Annotated in this window: 13 protein-coding genes; 8 read left to right on the top strand and 5 right to left on the bottom strand. The window is 72.2% G+C overall.

What is annotated here, in order from left to right; translation table 11 throughout:
* Nucleotides 1-2: 2 nt before the first annotated feature.
* The 3 genes from ABZ444_RS24065 to ABZ444_RS24055 are packed head-to-tail and all read right to left on the bottom strand — an operon-like array spanning nucleotide 3 to nucleotide 2,556.
* Nucleotides 3-809 carry an ABC transporter permease subunit gene (locus tag ABZ444_RS24065; RefSeq protein WP_358000781.1) on the bottom strand — a complete coding sequence of 269 codons (807 nt, stop codon included), beginning with the start codon at nucleotides 807-809 and terminating at the stop codon, nucleotides 3-5.
* On the bottom strand, nucleotides 806-1,582 hold the full coding sequence (locus ABZ444_RS24060) for an ABC transporter permease (RefSeq protein ID WP_352359971.1): 777 nt from the start codon (nucleotides 1,580-1,582) through the stop codon (nucleotides 806-808). Before ABZ444_RS24060 ends, ABZ444_RS24065 begins: the two co-directional genes overlap by 4 nt.
* Nucleotides 1,579-2,556: an ABC transporter substrate-binding protein gene (locus ABZ444_RS24055; RefSeq protein WP_358000778.1), complete on the bottom strand. Its 978-nt coding sequence runs from the start codon at nucleotides 2,554-2,556 to the stop codon at nucleotides 1,579-1,581. Before ABZ444_RS24055 ends, ABZ444_RS24060 begins: the two co-directional genes overlap by 4 nt.
* Nucleotides 2,557-2,997: 441 nt before the next feature.
* Here ABZ444_RS24055 and ABZ444_RS24050 point away from each other — a divergent pair, with 441 nt between their 5' ends.
* Nucleotides 2,998-4,314: a HAMP domain-containing sensor histidine kinase gene (locus ABZ444_RS24050; protein ID WP_358000775.1), complete on the top strand. Its 1,317-nt coding sequence runs from the start codon at nucleotides 2,998-3,000 to the stop codon at nucleotides 4,312-4,314.
* Between the two features lie 77 nt (nucleotides 4,315-4,391).
* Nucleotides 4,392-4,808, top strand: coding sequence for a CBS domain-containing protein (locus ABZ444_RS24045; protein ID WP_358000772.1), 417 nt, complete (start codon nucleotides 4,392-4,394; stop codon nucleotides 4,806-4,808).
* A gap of 146 nt (nucleotides 4,809-4,954) precedes the next feature.
* Here ABZ444_RS24045 and ABZ444_RS24040 read toward each other — a convergent pair whose 3' ends face one another.
* Nucleotides 4,955-5,761, bottom strand: a complete 807-nt coding sequence (locus ABZ444_RS24040) for a hypothetical protein (RefSeq protein WP_358000769.1) — start codon at nucleotides 5,759-5,761, stop codon at nucleotides 4,955-4,957.
* A gap of 348 nt (nucleotides 5,762-6,109) precedes the next feature.
* On the opposite strand from ABZ444_RS24040, the gene ABZ444_RS24035 reads away from it, so the two are divergent.
* Nucleotides 6,110-11,608: a carboxyl transferase domain-containing protein gene (locus ABZ444_RS24035; RefSeq protein ID WP_358000766.1), complete on the top strand. Its 5,499-nt coding sequence runs from the start codon at nucleotides 6,110-6,112 to the stop codon at nucleotides 11,606-11,608.
* A 47-nt stretch (nucleotides 11,609-11,655) separates the two neighbouring features.
* On the opposite strand, the gene ABZ444_RS24030 is transcribed toward ABZ444_RS24035, so the two are convergent.
* On the bottom strand, nucleotides 11,656-11,907 hold the full coding sequence (locus tag ABZ444_RS24030) for a hypothetical protein (RefSeq protein WP_358000763.1): 252 nt from the start codon (nucleotides 11,905-11,907) through the stop codon (nucleotides 11,656-11,658).
* Nucleotides 11,908-11,993: 86 nt separating this feature from the next.
* Here ABZ444_RS24030 and ABZ444_RS24025 point away from each other — a divergent pair, with 86 nt between their 5' ends.
* The 5 genes from ABZ444_RS24025 to ABZ444_RS24005 all read left to right on the top strand — a co-directional run bounded on the left by ABZ444_RS24025 (nucleotide 11,994) and on the right by ABZ444_RS24005 (nucleotide 16,413).
* Nucleotides 11,994-12,464, top strand: a complete 471-nt coding sequence (locus tag ABZ444_RS24025) for a hypothetical protein (protein WP_358000761.1) — start codon at nucleotides 11,994-11,996, stop codon at nucleotides 12,462-12,464.
* A gap of 35 nt (nucleotides 12,465-12,499) precedes the next feature.
* Nucleotides 12,500-12,862, top strand: coding sequence for a hypothetical protein (locus ABZ444_RS24020; RefSeq protein ID WP_358000758.1), 363 nt, complete (start codon nucleotides 12,500-12,502; stop codon nucleotides 12,860-12,862).
* 132 nt (nucleotides 12,863-12,994) lie between these two features.
* The gene (locus ABZ444_RS24015) at nucleotides 12,995-13,378 is read left to right on the top strand and encodes a DUF6153 family protein (RefSeq protein ID WP_358000755.1); all 384 of its coding nucleotides are present in this window, start codon (nucleotides 12,995-12,997) and stop codon (nucleotides 13,376-13,378) included.
* An 86-nt stretch (nucleotides 13,379-13,464) separates the two neighbouring features.
* The gene (locus ABZ444_RS24010) at nucleotides 13,465-14,070 is read left to right on the top strand and encodes a DUF305 domain-containing protein (RefSeq protein ID WP_358000752.1); all 606 of its coding nucleotides are present in this window, start codon (nucleotides 13,465-13,467) and stop codon (nucleotides 14,068-14,070) included.
* A gap of 378 nt (nucleotides 14,071-14,448) precedes the next feature.
* On the top strand, nucleotides 14,449-16,413 hold the full coding sequence (locus ABZ444_RS24005) for a glycosyl hydrolase family 8 (RefSeq protein WP_358000749.1): 1,965 nt from the start codon (nucleotides 14,449-14,451) through the stop codon (nucleotides 16,411-16,413).
* Nucleotides 16,414-16,495 lie beyond the last annotated feature (82 nt).

Raw genomic sequence — 16,495 nt, 5'->3', positions numbered from 1 at the left:
CGTCAGGCGCGGGCGTAGCGGCGCAGCAGCCCCCGCTCGGCCGCCAGGAAGATCGAGTTGAGCGCCACGCCGAGCACGCCCAGCAGCACGATGCCGGCCCACATGGCCGGGATGTCGAACTGGCTCTGCGCCTCCAGCAGGCGGTGGCCGATGCCCTCGCTGCTGCCGTACAGCTCGGAGATCACCATCATGATCAGCGCCAGCGACACGCTGAGCCGCAGGCCGGCCAGGATCTTCGGCGCGGCCGCGGGCAGCACGACGTGGAACAGGCGGGTGGCCGCCGACAGACGGAAGACCCGGCCGGTGTCGAGGTAGCCGCGGTCGACGTGGCGGCCGCCGTCCATCGAGTTGATCAGTACGGGCCACACGACCCCGTACACGATCGAGGCGAGCTGCATCGGGGTGCCGATCTTGAACAGCAGCAGGAACACCGGCAGCAGCGCCGCGGGCGGCACCGAGCGGCCGAGGTGCAGCAGCGGCTCGGCCAGCGCCGCCAGCCACTCCAGGCGGCCCAGGGCCAGGCCCAGCGCCACCCCGGCCAGCGCGGCCAGCGCCCAGCCCGCCACCAGCCGCCCGAGGCTGGGCAGCAGGTCGGCGACCGCCTCGTCGGTCAGGAACAGCCGGCCCGGCGAGCCGGAGAACCACATCTCGCGCAGCCGCGCCAGGATCGTGCTGGGCGGCGGGAAGTAGACGGCCGCCGCCCGCCGGGCGACCAGCTCCCACAACACCGCCACCACGGGCAGCAGCCAGTGGCGGCGCGCCCACCGCCAGACGGTCGCCACGGGCCCGCCCGGCCCCGGCCGGGTCACGCCGCGACCTGCGCGCGGGCGTGGTGCCAGCGGAACAGCCGCCGCTCGGCCGTGGTGACCAGCAGGTTGGCCGCCAGCCCGAGCAGGCCCGCCCACAGCGTGCCGGCCAGCACCCGGTCGACGTGGTTGGCGCTGCCGGCCTGGAGCAGGAACGTGCCGATGCCGTCGCCGCCCGCGATGAGCTCCACGCTGACGGCGACGATGAGGGTGACCCCGACGGAGATGCGCACGCCGGTGGCGACGAACGGCGCGGCGCTCGGCAGCGAGACCCGCAGCACGACCGCCAGCGGGCCGAAGCCGAAGCTGCGCAGCGTCTCCTTGGCCTGCGGGTCGACGTCGGACAGGCCGTACATGGTGTTGACGAGCAGCGGCCAGCAGCAGGTGTAGACGATCAGCGAGGTCTTGGCGTCGGCGCTGTCGGGGAACAGGAACATGGCCAGCGGGATCAGCGACACCGACGGGATCGGCCGCAGGAACTCCACCAGCGGCCGCGCCGAGCGCTCCACCACCGGGACCGTGCCGAGCAGCAGCCCGGCCGGCACCGCCACCGCGATCGCGATCAGCAGGCCCGCCGCGCACGCGCCGAGCGTGGCCAGCACCTGCGCGTGGAAGGCGCCGTCGGCCGCCAGCCCGGCCGCGGCGGCCAGGACGTCGGAGGCGTACGGCAGCACCCCGGGATCGATGAGTCCGGCCCGCCCCGCGGCCTCGGTCAGGACCAGCGCCCCGGCGACCCCCGCCGCCCCGAGGACCAGCCGCCCGCCCCGCGTGATCATTCCAGGCCGGTCGCGATCTGCGTGCCGACGTCCGGCTTGCTCTTCAGGTAGCCGTAGCCGACGAGCAGGTCGGCCAGCTTCTGGAAACCCTCCCGGGGCGGCTCCATCGAGAAGACGCCGAGCTTCATGGCCGCCGCGCTCGCCGCGTCGATCTGCGTGTACGTCGGGATGACCGCGTCGATCGCCTTGCGGTCGGCGGCGGCGACGCCCTGGGCCTTGGCCAGGGCGCGGTGGAAGGCGGCGGCGGTGCGGGGGTTGGCGGCCAGCCAGGACTCGGACACGCCCCAGCCGTCGATCGGGATGCCCGCGGTCGGGCCCGACATGGTGTCGATCACCTGCGTGCCGCCCGCCTTCTTGGCGGCGGTCAGGAACGGCTCGACCAGCCAGGCGGCGTCGACCTTGCCCGAGGCCAGCGCGCCGAGCTGCTCGTTGAACGGCATCGCCACGTACTTGACGTCGTCGGGGGCGAGCCCGGCCTGCTGGAGGTGGGCGTTGGTGACCGTCTGGCCCAGCGCCTTGAGCACGTTGACCGCGACCGTCTTGCCCTTGAGGTCGGTGGCGGAGCGGACCGGCGACCCCTTGGGCACGACCACGCCCGCGATTCCGGGGGCCGACTCCTGGCTGTGCTGGAACAGTTTCAGCTTGGCCGCACCGGAATCGTTGATGGACAGCAGCGAGACGTAGGAGGTCAGGAACGCGTCCATGCTGCCGTTGAGTATTTTCGGCATGACCGCCTGAGGGGCCTGGATGATCTCGGTCTTGACCGTCAGGCCCTCGGCCTTGAAGAAACCGCGTTTCTCGGCGATGAACAGCGGCGCCGCCGACGGCACCGGCACCACGCCGACGAGGAGCTGTGTCTTCTCCAGCCCGCCGGAACTTCCGGAGCCGCTGGTGGGGGTGGGGGCCGCGCCGCCGCCACAGGCCGTGAGGCCCGCGACGAGGGCCAGCGCGGCGGCGGCATGTGCGATCTTCACGATGCTCTCTCCTGACTGCCGGCGCGATTCCTGGCCGGGCAATGGGAGAATCGCGGCGCGCGCACGGACGGACGCGGGCCCGAATCGCCCGAACCATCCGACCCATTCGGCGCCACCGGAAAGCCCCGCTGCCACGAATGGCGATCGTACAGCAGGAGTCGCGGCCGCCGCCATGAAACAAACCGGGCATTTGTATTGACGGCCCTAACGGTCGGTATAAGTCACGGTAAATCGGTTATTCGTATATATCCGTGGCGATTGCGGGATCAATTGCTGAACTGCGTATCGCCGCCGACGAGGTCGTTGCCGCTCCTTGGGCGTGCCATGAGAGCCGGGTTGAGAGCATGTGGGCGGCAGGACCCGGGCGAGACCGGTGAGGGGGTGGGGGCCCTGCGGCCGCTTCGGCTCTCGGTCCAGGCGCGTCTCATCCTGGCGACCGCCGTGTTGTCGCTCATCGTCTGCACGGCGATCGGCGTCGCCCTCGACCTGCTGATCCACGACAGGATGCGGCAGGACGTCTTCGCCGACACCCAACGGGCCACCACCGAGTGGATCGGCTCGATGGGCACCACCTTCCCGCCCCCGGTCACCACGTCGTACGTCGACCTCATCCAGCTCGTGGACGCCCGCGGCCACGTGGTCGCCGCCAGCCGCGCGGCACGGGGCAGGCCGCCCATCAGCACGCTCTGGCCGCCCTCCGACGACCGCATCCGGCACGGCGTGGCCTGCCGGGAGGACGAGTGCCTGATGTTCACCGCCACCCGGCCCTCGCCGCAGGAGGAGCGGTTCCTGTGGCGTGGCGCGCCCCACGTCGTCTACGCCGCCCGGGTGGAGCCGCCGCTGCTGTCCACCCACCGCCTGGAGATGATCATCATCGCCGGGGGCCTGGCCGTCAGTGCGTTGCTGACCTGGATCGCGGCGTTCCTGATCGGGCGTACGCTGCGGCCGGTCGAGGCGATGCGGGCCAGGATGGCCGAGATCACCGTCACCGACCTGAGCAAGCGGGTGCCCGAGCCGCCCGGTGGCGACGCGGTCGCCGAGCTCGCGCGCACCGCCAACAGGACGCTGGCCCGCCTGGAGGAGGCGGTCGAGCAGCAGCGCAACTTCTCCTCCATGGTCTCCCACGAGCTGCGCACGCCGCTGACCGGCCTGCGCGCCCGGCTGGAGGAGGCGCTGACCTACCCCGACGTGGACGCCCGCGCCGCCCTCCGCGACGCGCTGTCCACCGCCGACCGGTTCCAGGCGATCATCGAGGAGATGTTGCTGCTGGCCCGCGTCCGCACGGCCTCGCCGCACGACCGGGAGCCGGTGCGGCTCGGCGATCTGGTCCGGGAGGAGGTCGCTAGCCGGCGGGCTGGGCTGCTGATCCGCGTGCACGTCGAGGAGGAGCTCCAGGTGCTCGGCAACCGCGTCCAGCTCGGCGAGGTACTGACGAACCTGCTGGTCAACGCCCAGCGGCACACCCGTACGGTGGTCGAGGTCCGGGTGGAGCGCCGCGACGGCCAGGCGGTGGTCTCGGTCCGCGACGACGGCGCGGGCGTCGCGCCCGACGACCGCGAGCGGGTGTTCGACCCCTTCGTCCGCCTGTCGGAGGGACGCCGGCGCGACCCCGAGGGCAGCGGACTCGGCCTGGCCATCTCCCGCGCCATCGCCCGCGCGCACCAGGGCGACCTGGAGATCGAGGACACCCCGGACGGCCCCTGCTTCGCCCTGCACCTCCCGCTGCCCGCCCCCGGGCCGGACGCCCCGCCACGCTAGCGACCGCTGCCGGGAACACGGTTTCAGGTGCCGGGCGGCGGGCAGTCGGGCGGGACCCCGAGACGAGGAGGACCATCGTGCCGACCGCACGAGAGATCATGACCCCGCACGCGGAATGCGTGAGCGCCGAGGAGTCCGTGCTGGTGGCCGCCGAGAAGATGGCCCGCATGGACGTCGGGTCGCTGCCCATCTGCGGCTCCGACGACCGGCTCAAGGGCATGCTCACCGACCGCGACATCGTGGTGAAGGTGCTGGCCGCGGGCAAGGACCCGGCTCAGTGCCGGGCGGGCGAGCTGGCCCAGGGCGAGGCCGTCACCATCGGCGCCGACGACGACGCCCGCGAGATCCTGCGGACGATGGCCGGCCACCGCGTGCGGCGCCTGCCGGTCATCGACGGGCACCGGCTCATCGGGATCGTCGCGCTCGCCGAGGTGGCCAAGTCCGTGCCCGACGCCAAGGTGGGCGACCTGCTCGACGCCCTCACCACGGACTGACCCGGCGCCACGCACTCACCCGGCACCACGGACCGGGCGCCACGAACCGACCCGGCGCCAAGGACCGCCCCGGGCGGCGCGGGCGGCGGGCGCGTCCCTCAGGGGTGCACCGCCGCCCGGCCCTCGCCCGCGTCCTCAGGACGCGGTCACTGGCACCTGCCCTTCAGCCACGCGCTGAACTCCGGCGTGTAGTCGGTGGCCACCCGCCTGGCCCCGCTCGCGAGCGCCGACTTCCACGCGTTCTCGTTCAGCGTCCAGGAGGGCGGCGGCTCCTCCCACTTGGTCATCTCCGGCCAGATCGGGCCGCCGGTCAGCACCTGGCTCAGGCCCGCGGCGGTCACGCGGCTCCTGAGCTCGGCGGCGATCGCGCTGTCGTGGGAGTACAGGATGATCTCCTGCGACCGGTAGTTCTCCTTGACCGGGCCGAGCACCTCGTTCCACGCCTGCGCCCTGATGGTGGCGTTCGAGCTGAGCAGCGACTGGCGGGCCTCGGTCTTGATCTCGACCAGCCCGATCATGCCGGCCGACCTCATCGCGGCCAGCCACTCGCGGAAGGTGTAGACCGTCTCGCCCTTGAACAGGCCGCGCACGATGGTCCGCCCCTTGAGCGCGGTGTCGCCCGCCGCCCACCAGATCTCGGTGATGTCCTTCTTCGTGCCCGACAGGCCCCAGGTCGAGGTGTTGTGCCACATGACTGCCTTGGTGCCGTCCTTGGTGAGCTGGAGGTCGGCCTCGACACCGGCGGCGCCCCAGCCCTTGTAACGCCGTACGGCGGTGGGGTTGTTGGGCTGGCGCACATGGTCCCGCTCCCAGGCGTTCGCGCCGGTCGGGTAGCCGCCGTGCCCGAAGATCTGCGGGCAGGCGGGCAGGGCGGCGGGCAGGGCGGCGGACGGTGAGGTGAGCGAGGAGGCCAGCGTCAAGGCGGCGAGGGAGGCGGCGAGGGGGACAGCCAAGGCACACACCTTTCGATCTTGTGGTTGCCCGCACTCTGCCACATTCATGGACGTTCCGTCCTGGAGGAGCGGCTCGGAGGGCGAGGGCTGCGCAGGCGTGACCCGGGTCGCCGGTACAGTCGTCGGTACCGTGACGGCTTGTGGCAGGCTGCCACGGGAACCGGCGCTCGAACCCTGTGGCGGGGCCTGTTTTTGTGGGATCCACACAAAGCAGGAGCCCCGGCGTGCACTATGCGGACATTGGTGCACGCGGTGGTCATCGAGCACGGTAGAGACAGTGACAGGCGAGGCTCCGGGGACCATCCCGGACTTCGCCTACTTGTACGGGGTACGTGGGAGGCTCAACCGGTGTTCAATCGTGTCGCCATCGTCAACCGCGGAGAGGCCGCGATGCGGCTCATCCACGCCGTCCGGGATCTTTCGGCGGAGACCGGCAAGCGGATCGAGACGATCGCGCTCTACACCGACGCCGATCGCGACGCGACCTTCGTCCGGGAGGCGGACGTCGCCTACCCGCTGGGGCCCGCCTCCGCGCGCCCGTACCTCGACCACGCCGTGCTGGAGCGGGCGCTGACCGAGACCGGGGCCGACGCCGCGTGGGTCGGCTGGGGGTTCGTCGCCGAAGACCCGTCCTTCGCCGAGCTGTGCGAGAAGATCGGCGTCACGTTCGTCGGGCCGAGCGCGGAGGCGATGCGCCGGCTCGGCGACAAGATCGGCGCCAAGCTCATCGCCGAGGAGGTCGGCGTCCCCGTCGCGCCGTGGAGCCGCGGCGAGGTGGCCACGCTCGCCGACGCCCTGCGCGCCGGCGACGAGATCGGCTATCCCCTCATGCTCAAGGCGACCGCGGGCGGCGGCGGGCGCGGCATCCGCATGGTCGCCTCGGCCGACGAGCTGGCCGACGCCTACGAGCGCACCAGCCAGGAGGCCGAGCGGGCGTTCGGCTCGGGCGTGGTCTTCCTGGAGCGCCTGGTCACCGGCGCCCGCCACGTCGAGGTGCAGGTCATCGCCGACGGCCAGGGCACCGCGTGGGCGCTGGGCGTGCGCGACTGCTCGGTGCAGCGGCGCAACCAGAAGATCATCGAGGAGTCCGCCTCCCCGGTCCTGAGCGACGACCAGGCCGACGAGCTGAAGGCGTCGGCCGCGCGGCTCGCCGTGGCCGTCGGCTACCGCGGCGCCTGCACCGTCGAGTTCCTCTACCACCCGGGCGACAAGATGTTCGCCTTCCTGGAGGTCAACACCCGGCTCCAGGTCGAGCACCCGATCACCGAGCTGACCACCGGCACCGACCTGGTCCGGCTGCAGCTGCACGTCGCGGCCGGCGGGCGGCTGGACGGCCCCCGGCCGCGCGAGAGCGGCCACGCCGTGGAGGCCCGGCTCAACGCCGAGGACCCCGACCGCGACTTCGCCCCCGCGCCGGGCCGCATCGCCCGCCTGGTGCTGCCCGCCGGGCCCGGCATCCGCGTCGACACCGGCGTCAGCGAGGGCGACACCATCCCCGCCGACTTCGACTCGATGATCGCCAAGATCATCGCCTACGGCCGCGACCGCGAGCAGGCCCTGGCCCGCCTGCGCCGCGCGATGGCCGCCACCACCGTGATCATCGAGGGCGGCGCCACCAACAAGAGCTTCGTGCTCGACCTGCTCGACCAGCCCGAGGTCGTCGACGCCGTCGCCGACACCGGCTGGATCGACCGCGTACGCGCCGAGGGCCGCCTGGTCAGCCACCGCCACTCCGCGGTCGCCCTGGCCGCCGCCGCGATCGAGGCGTACCAGGACGAGGAGGAGGTCAGCCGCAACCGGCTGCTGGCCACCGCCCACGGCGGGCGCCCGCAGGTGCAGCACGAGACCGGCCGCCCGCTGACCCTCAAGCTCCGCGGCGCCGGCTACCGGCTCACGGTGGCCAGGGCCGGGCAGCGGCGCTTCCGCGTCGGCATCTCCGACGGCGACCTCTCCCACCCGCTCGACGTCGAGATCGACCGTTTCGACGAGCACAGCGGCCGTATCACCGTCAACGGCCGCCGCTTCCGCCTGATGTCGGCCACCCACGGCCCGATCCACCTGGTCGAGGTCGACGGCGTCACCCACCGCATCAGCCGCGACGAGGGCGGCGTCGTCCGCTCGCCGGCGCCCGCGCTGGTGGTGGCGACGCCCCTGTCGGCCGGCGACGAGGTCGAGGCGGGCGCGCCGATCCTGGTGCTGGAGAGCATGAAGATGGAGACGGTGCTGCGCGCGCCGTTCCGCGCCCGCGTCCGCGAGTGCGGCGTCTCGGTCGGCAGCCAGGTCGAGGCCGGCGCGCCGCTGATGCGCCTGGAGCCCCTCGCCGGCGCCGAGGCCGAGCAGGCCGCCGCCGCGACGGGCGCCCCCGAGATCGACCTGCCCGCCGCCCCGCCGCGGGCCTCCGCCGCCCAGCAGGCCGAGCGCGGCCTCCAGGACCTGCGCGAGCTGCTGCTCGGCTTCGACGCCGACCGCCACGAGCGCGCCCGCATGTTGTCGGGCTACCTGACCGCGCGGGCCGAGCTCGACGACCGCGTGATCGAGGGCGAGCTCGACCTGCTCACCGTCTTCGCCGACCTGTCCGAGCTGAGCCGCAACAAGCCGGGCGGCGAGCTCGACGTCGAGCCGGGCAGCCCGGTGCACAGCCCGCGCGAGTACTTCCACAGCTACCTGCAGAGCCTCGACGTCGAGCGCGCCGGCCTGCCCGAGGCGTTCCAGGCCAAGCTGCGGCGCATGCTCAGGCATTACGGCGTCGAGGAGCTCGACCGCACCCCGGAGCTGGAGGCCGCGGTCTTCCGGATCTTCCTGGCCCAGCAGCAGATGACCGCCGGCCTCGCCGTCGTGTCGGAGCTGCTGCGCACCTGGCTGGCCGGCGCGCCGCCGCGCGAGTCGCTCGGCGAGCGGGCCGGGCTCGCCCTGGAGCACCTGGTCGAGGCCACGCAGGTGCGCTTCCCCGTGGTCGCCGACCTGGCCCGCGGCGTCGTGTTCCGCTGGTTCGCCCAGCCGCTGCTGCGCCGTAACCGCGCCAAGGTCTACGCCGCCGTCCGCGACGAGCTGCGCCACCTCGACCGCGATCCCGACGCGCCCGACCGCGCCGAGCGCATCCAGGCCATGGTGGCCAGCTCCGAGCCGCTCGTCCGGCTGCTCGGCCAGCGCATCGGCCGGCCGGAACGCGACCTCGCGCCCCTGCTGGAGGTCCTGACCCGCCGCTACTACGGCAACCGCGGGCTGACGCAGGTCGCCACCCGCGACAGCGCGGGCTGCCGGTTCGTCACCGCCGAGCACACCGGCCCGCGCGGCGTGACCCGCCTGGTCACCACCGCCGTCGACATCGCCGCCCTGCCCGACGCCATCGACGCCGTCGGCGCGCTGGCGAAGGGGGTGGGCGGGCGCGGGCTCGTCGCCGACCTCTACCTCACCTGGGATGACCAGCCCGACGCCGAGGAGATGGCCGTACGGCTCGGGCAGGTCCTGGCCGAGCGCCCGCAGCCGGCGGGCATCCGGCGGATCACCACCACCGTCGTGGGCACCAGCGGCGCGGTCATGCACCACCACTTCACCTTCCGCCCCGACGGCGCGGGCTTCGCCGAAGACCGCCTGATCCGCGGCCTGCACCCGCAGATCGCCCAGCGCCTGCAGCTGCACCGGCTGCAGGAGTTCGACCTCACCCGGCTGCCCTCGGTCGACGAGGAGCTCTACCTGTTCAAGGCCGTCGCCAAGAGCAACCCGGCCGACGAGCGGCTCATCGCCATGGGCCAGGTCCGCGACCTGACGCCGCTGCGCGAGGCCGACGGCCGCCTGGTCGCGCTGCCCGCCGTCGAGGACGCACTCAACGCCGGCCTCGACGCGATCCGCAACATCCAGGCCCAGCGCCCCCAGAACAAGCGGTTCGACACCAACCGCATCATGATGTACGTCTGGCCCTCGACCGAGCTGACCACCGACGAGCTCAACATGCTGGTCCAGCGCATCCTGCCGACCACGGCGGGCGCCGGGCTGGAGGAGGTCCAGTTCGTGGCCCGCCAGCGCACCCCCTCGGGCGAGCTGAGCGAGGTCGCCGTGCGCATCACCCTCGGCCCCGATCACGGCGCCAGCCTGCACGTCGGCAAGCCGTCCGACGAGCCGGTCCAGCCGCTGGACGACTACCGCCAGAAGGTGCTGCGCGCCGCCCGGCGCGGCAACGCCTACCCCTACGAGCTGACCGGCCTGCTCACCGGTCCCCAGGGCCGCTTCGTCGAGCACGACCTCGACGCCGACGGCGTGCTCGTCCCGGTCGACCGGCCCAAGGGCAACAACTCCGCGGCGATCGTGGCCGGCGTGGTCACCACGCCGACCGCGCGCCACCCCGAAGGCGTCACCCGGGTGGTGCTGCTCGGCGACCCGACCAAGGCGCTGGGCGCGCTGTCGGAGCCGGAGTGCTCGCGGGTGATCGCCGCGCTCGACCTGGCCGAGCGCATGCGCGTGCCCCTGGAGTGGTTCGCGCTGTCGGCCGGCGCCCGGATCTCGATGACCTCGGGCACCGAGAACATGGACTGGGTGGCGGCGGCGCTCAAGCGCATCGTCACCTTCACCCAGGCCGGCGGCGAGATCAACATCGTGGTCGCGGGGATCACCGTGGGGGCGCAGCCGTACTGGAACGCCGAGGCGACGATGCTCATGCACACCAAGGGCATCCTGGTGATGACCCCCGACTCGGCGATGGTGCTCACCGGCAAGCAGTCGCTCGACTTCTCCGGCGGCGTGTCGGCCGAGGACAACTTCGGCATCGGCGGCTACGACCGCGTCATGGGGCCCAACGGCCAGGCCCAGTACTGGGCGCCCAACCTGCCGGCCGCCCGCGACGTGCTGATGGCCCACTACGACCACACCTACGTCGTGCCCGGCGAGAGCGGCCCCCGGCGGGCCCCCACCGCCGACCCGGCCGACCGGGACGTCCGCGACTACCCGCACGCCGTGGCGGGCAGCGACTTCACCACCGTCGGCCAGATCTTCTCCGCCGAGCACAACCCCGACCGCAAGAAGCCCTTCGACATCCGCACCGTGATGCGCGCCCTGTCCGACCAGGACCACCCGGTGCTGGAACGCTGGGCTGGCATGGCCGACGCCGACACCTCGGCCGTCCAGGACGTGCACATCGGCGGCCGGCCGGTCTGCCTGATCGGCATCGAGTCACGGCCGGTGCCGCGGCGCGGCTTCCCGCCCGCCGACGGGCCCGACTCGTACACGGCCGGCACGTTGTTCCCGCGCTCGTCGAAGAAGACCGCGCGGGCGATCAACGCCGCCTCCGGCAACCGGCCGCTGGTGGTGCTGGCGAACCTGTCCGGCTTCGACGGCTCGCCCGAGTCGATGCGCAAGCTCCAGCTGGAGTACGGCGCGGAGATCGGCCGGGCGATCGTCAACTTCGACGGGCCGATCGTGTTCTGCGTCATCTCCCGCTACCACGGCGGCGCGTTCGTGGTGTTCTCCAAGGCGCTCAACCCGAACATGACCGTGCTGGCGCTGGAGGGCTCGTTCGCCTCGGTGCTCGGCGGCGCCCCGGCCGCGGCGGTGGTCTTCTCCGGCGAGGTGAACAACCGCACCGCGACCGACCCGCGCGTGAGCGAGCTGCAGCGGCAGGTCGCGGCGGCCAGCGGCGCCGAGCGGGCCGCGCTCAACGCCCGCCTGGCCGAGGTCCAGCCGGCCGTACGGGCGGAGAAGCTCGGCGAGGTGGCCGCGGAGTTCGACCGGGTGCACAACATCCAGCGCGCGGTCGAGGTCGGCTCGGTCGACGCGATCGTCAGCGCCGCCGAGCTGCGTCCGCGGATCATCGAGGCCATCGAACGCGGCATCGCCCGCCTGCACCAGGGCTCCTGACCCCGCACCGCCCCCGGGCCATCGGTTCGGGGGCGGCGCGCCGGGCGTCAGCCGCGCGGCGAGCTGCCCGTTCGCCGCGCCCAGCTCCATGCCCCACAGCTCGGCATGGAGCCGATGGAGGTGGGGGAGGGCGCGGCCCTCGCCGTCGCCGGGAGCGGCGTCCGAGGGGGAGGGGCGGCCCGGTCGCCGGCCCCCTCCGGCAGCAGAGCGGTGAACGTCCCGCTCAACGCGAGCCCCATGACGACGAACGTGGCGATCAGGCGTGCCTCCGGCCGGTTCACGCCTCCTTCGTACGCCATCGGGATCACGTCGTCGGCCTGCCCGGCGTGGCGTCCTCTCCTGCTAGGGCGAAGTGGCCAGAATGGGATGCATCTGGTCACCCAGCGTGAGGGGAAAGATGCGGTCGATCACATTGGCGGCGGCGGTCGCCGTCGCGGTCGTCGCCGCGGGACCCGCCACCCTCGCCGCGGCGGACTCCGGGCCGGACGGGGACACGTCCTGGAAGAAGCTCACGTCCTTCCGGGTCTCGCCGGCGGCGCCGCACCAGAACGACGCCATCCGGCTGCTCATCCACTGCCCCACCCAGGCCAACCACGCCGTCGTCGGGTCCACGGCGTTCCCCGTCAAGGGGTCGTGGCGGATGTTCCGCGAGGTGGGGATCGGGCTGGGCGGGATGGGGTTCGGCAAGAAGGGCGTCGTCATCTCCCGGTACGCGCCGCCGGGGGAACACGAGGTGCGCCTGAAATGCGTCAAGGTGACGGCCGACTGGCTGACCGGCCTCAGGAAGGTCAAGGTCATCAGCCGGTCCGAGGTCCCGCTCGTGGTACGTCCGTTCCGTCTCGGCCAGTTCTTCTGACACACTGAAGCCCCCCCGCCGCCCGGAGCGTTTCTTTGACTGACGGCGCCTATTTCACCTGGGCCGAAGACGGTTTCACCCTGGAAATTCTTCGTGACGGCGATGGCGATCCCTCGCGATTGGAGTGCTGCGACGCGATAGTCACGTTGCCGTCCGGTGAGAGATGCAGCGCTCTCCTGCTCACCCTGGAGGAGGTCGGGCGCATCATGGGCCGGCACGCCCGGTCCGGGGAAAGCCTGGGTGGCCGATATTGGTGTGCCCTCGACCTGGTGGTAATCAGGGAGGCGGGTGTCGCGGGAATGGTCGACGTGATACGCGATCTCGTCGACGAAGGAGACATATTCACCTGCCTGCCGAGAATAGGCGAGGGCGAGGTTCTGGTTAAGCCGGAAATGTAGAGGAACGGCATTCCCGGCCTTCCCTTTATGGTGACTCAGATCTCATATACCCGTACCGGGTTCAGGTTGCCGGAGGTGGGCGGCTCCCGTATCCTGCACGTTCGTAAGAGCCGGAGCGACGGGGGAGGGCCGGTGGGGATCCTGTGGCGGGGTGCGCGTGCACTCCTGCTCGTCGTCCTCGCCCTCGGCGTGTGCGGGATGCACACGCTCGGACATGTGAACGCCCGGCACGACATGGCGGACGCGCGGCACGGCCCGGCGGTCGCTCACGAGGCCCCCGTCGCCGCCCTGGCGGGGCTCGCTCCCGGCCACGAGATGCCGGGGCTCGATCCGGCCGGGGTGTGCCTGGCCGTCCTGACCTCGCTGCTCGTCGTGGTGCTGCTGGCCCTCTGGGTCGGGGTGCGGCGGCGGGCCGTCGGCGGCGCCGACCCGGGTGCGGCTTTCCGGCCCGTCGCGCGGCCACCGCCGCGGCCCACGTCCCTGCGGCTGGCTCGTCTCTCGATCCTGCGCATATAGGCCGGCCTGTTCGCGTGGACGCCCTCGACGGCGATCCGCGCGCATCGGCCTACCCGCAGTTCCAGCGAACGAGAGAGCACATCAGCATGTCCACCAACCGTAAGATCGGCCTCGCCGCCGCCGCGGGCGCGCTCGTCCTGCTCACCGCGTGCGGCGCGAACGACACCGCCTCCACGGCCACGACCGCCGGCGCGAGCGCCACCGAGAGCGCCACCGCCAGTGCGCCGTCGTCGCAGCGGTCGTTCAACGACGCGGACGTCATGTTCGCCCAGATGATGATCCCGCACCACCAGCAGGCGGTCGAGATGGCCGACCTCGCTCCGCAGCGCGCGAAGGACCCCGAGATCAAGAAGCTCGCGGCCGACATCAAGGCGGCCCAGGACCCGGAGATCCAGACCATGAAGGGCTGGCTGACCGAGTGGGGCAAGCCCGTCCCGTCCGGGGGCATGGGGCATGACATGCCCGGGATCATGTCCGCCGAGGACATGAAGAAGCTCGAAGGGGCCAAGGGGGCCGCCTTCGACCGGCTGTTCGCCGAGCAGATGATCGCCCACCACGAGGGAGCGATCGAGATGGCCCGCACCGAGCAGGCGAGCGGGGTGAACCCGCAGGCCAAGGAGCTGGCCAAGGCCATCGAGAGCACGCAGCAGGCCGAGGTGGCCCAGCTCCGCAAGCTCCTCGAGCGCCTCTGACCCCACCCGCCGCCCGGACGCATGCGCCGTCCGGGCGGCACCGGGCGCGTCGGGCCAGTCGCCGCCACCGCGCAGACCGTACCGGCCCACCCGCCGCCCCTTGTGCGGCCGGGCCACCGGCCGGCCGGCGCACGGCGGATCGTCTCCATCGTCACCCGCGAGGTCGTCCACCCGAGAGTGGGGTTTGTCTGGTTTTTTGGTGGTGTGTTCGTGTCGGGGAGGTGAACTGCGCGGTTGGTTTGAGGGGAAGGGTTGCGGATGGGGGTGTTCTTGTTTACCGTCCGCTATGACGGTTAGGAAAGTTTCCTAACGCCCGTTCACCGATCACGGTCCACCTGCGGATGGCCCCATGGCACCCCCTATCCGAAGGATCAACGCATGATCAGACGTTCTGAGCGGCGCCCCCGGCGGTCGTCGCTGCTCGTCACGGCCCTGGTCGCGGCCCTGATGGCGGCCGCGCCCCTGGCGCCGCCGGCCACCGCCGCGGCCGGTTCCAGCGCCGACACGCTCCTGTCCGGCGGCAAACCGGTCACCTCGTCGTCGGTCGAGGGCAGTGGCTTCGAGGCGGCCAAGGCGGTGGACGGCAACGCCTCCACCCGCTGGGCCAGCGTCGAGGGCCACGACCCCGAATGGATCAGGGTCGACCTCGGCGACACGTACAACGTCTCCAGGGTGAAGCTGACCTGGGAGGCGGCCTACGGCAAGTCGTACAAGATCCAAACCTCTCCCGACGGCGGCACCTGGACCGACGTCTACTCCACCACCTCCGGCAACGGTGCGACCGACGACCTGACGGTCAGCGGCAGCGGCCGGTACGTGCGCATGTACGGCACCGCCCGCGGCACGACGTACGGCTACTCGCTCTACGAGCTGGAGGTCTACGGCAGCGGCGGCGGTGGCGGAACCGACACCACCCCGCCCTCCGTCCCGGGCAACCTGCGCTCGACCGGCACCACCTCCACCAGCGTCTCCCTGGCCTGGGACGCCGCCACCGACAACGTGGGCGTCACCGGCTACCTCGTCCACCGGGGCTCGACCCTGGTGGCCACCGTGACGGGCACCACGTACACCGACACCGGCCTGACCCCCGCCACCGCCTACAGCTACACGGTCAAGGCGCGCGACGCGGCGGGCAACCAGTCGGCGGCCGGCGGCGCCGTCACGGCGACCACCCAGCCCGGCGGCGGGGGCGGTCCCGCGGTGCCCTTCGGCAGCCACACCATCCCGTACGCGGCGGGCATGCTGCGTCCCTCCGGCGACCAGGCCACGCTGGACGCGCGGGTGGTCGACTACTACAAGCGGTGGAAGGCCGCCTTCGTCCGGCAGAACTGCGGGAACGGCTGGTACGAGGTCATCTCCCCGGACGCCGACCACCCGTACGTGGCCGAGGCCCAGGGCTACGGCATGGTGGTCGTCGCGACCATGGCCGGGGCCGACCCCGACGCCAAGAAGATCTTCGACGGCATGGTCAAGTGGATGATCGCCCACCCGTCGTCGGTCAACCCGGACCTGCTGGCCGCCGAGCAGGACACCGCCTGCAAGAGCGTCGACGGCAGCGACGGCGCCACCGACGGCGACATGGACGTCGCCTACGGCCTGCTCCTGGCCCACCGGCAGTGGGGCAGCTCGGGCACGTACGACTACCTCGACCTGGCGATCAAGCACATCAACGCCATCAAGAAGGACGAGATCAACCCGTCCACGAACCTGCTCAAGCTGGGCGACTGGAGCAGCTCGGGCGACCAGTACTACTACATCACCCGTACCTCCGACTGGATGGTCGACCACTTCAGGGCCTTCAGGAAGGCGACCGGCAACAGCGCCTGGGACACGATCAGGACCGCCCACCAGAACCTGATCACCACCCTCCAGGCCAACTACGCCTCCGCCACCGGCCTGCTGCCGGACTTCGTGGTCAACACCAACACCACCGCCAAGCCGGCCCCCGGCCAGGTGCTGGAGGACCCGAACGACGGCCAGTACTGGTGGAACGCCTGCCGCACCCCGTGGCGCATCGCCGACGACGCCGTGACCAGCGGCGACGCCAAGTCGCTCGCCTCGGCCAGGAAGCTCAACTCCTGGATCAAGGGCAAGACCGGCGGCGACCCCGGCAAGATCGCCATCGGCTACAAGCTGAACGGCACGCAGATCTCCAGCGGCAGCGAGGCCGCCTTCTTCGCCCCGTTCGCGGTGGCGGCGATGACGGACTCCGGCAGCCAGGCCTGGCTCGACGCGCTGTGGAACAAGATGCTCGGTACCCCGATCGACGCGAGCAGCTACTACTCGGCCAGCATCCAGCTCCAGGTCATGATCACGGTGACCGGCAACCACTGGGTGCCCTGACCGGCGGCGGAACCCGAGCCGTGGGGGCGCCCGGCGGGCCCCGGCCCCGCCCCCCCCACGCACGGACCCCCAGAAAACCGCC

The sequence above is a fragment of the Nonomuraea sp. NPDC005730 genome (assembly GCF_040630865.1).
GTDB lineage: Bacteria > Actinomycetota > Actinomycetes > Streptosporangiales > Streptosporangiaceae > Nonomuraea.
Note: the sequence above shows the minus strand (reverse complement) of the source record. Positions and strands in the feature narration are given on the sequence as shown.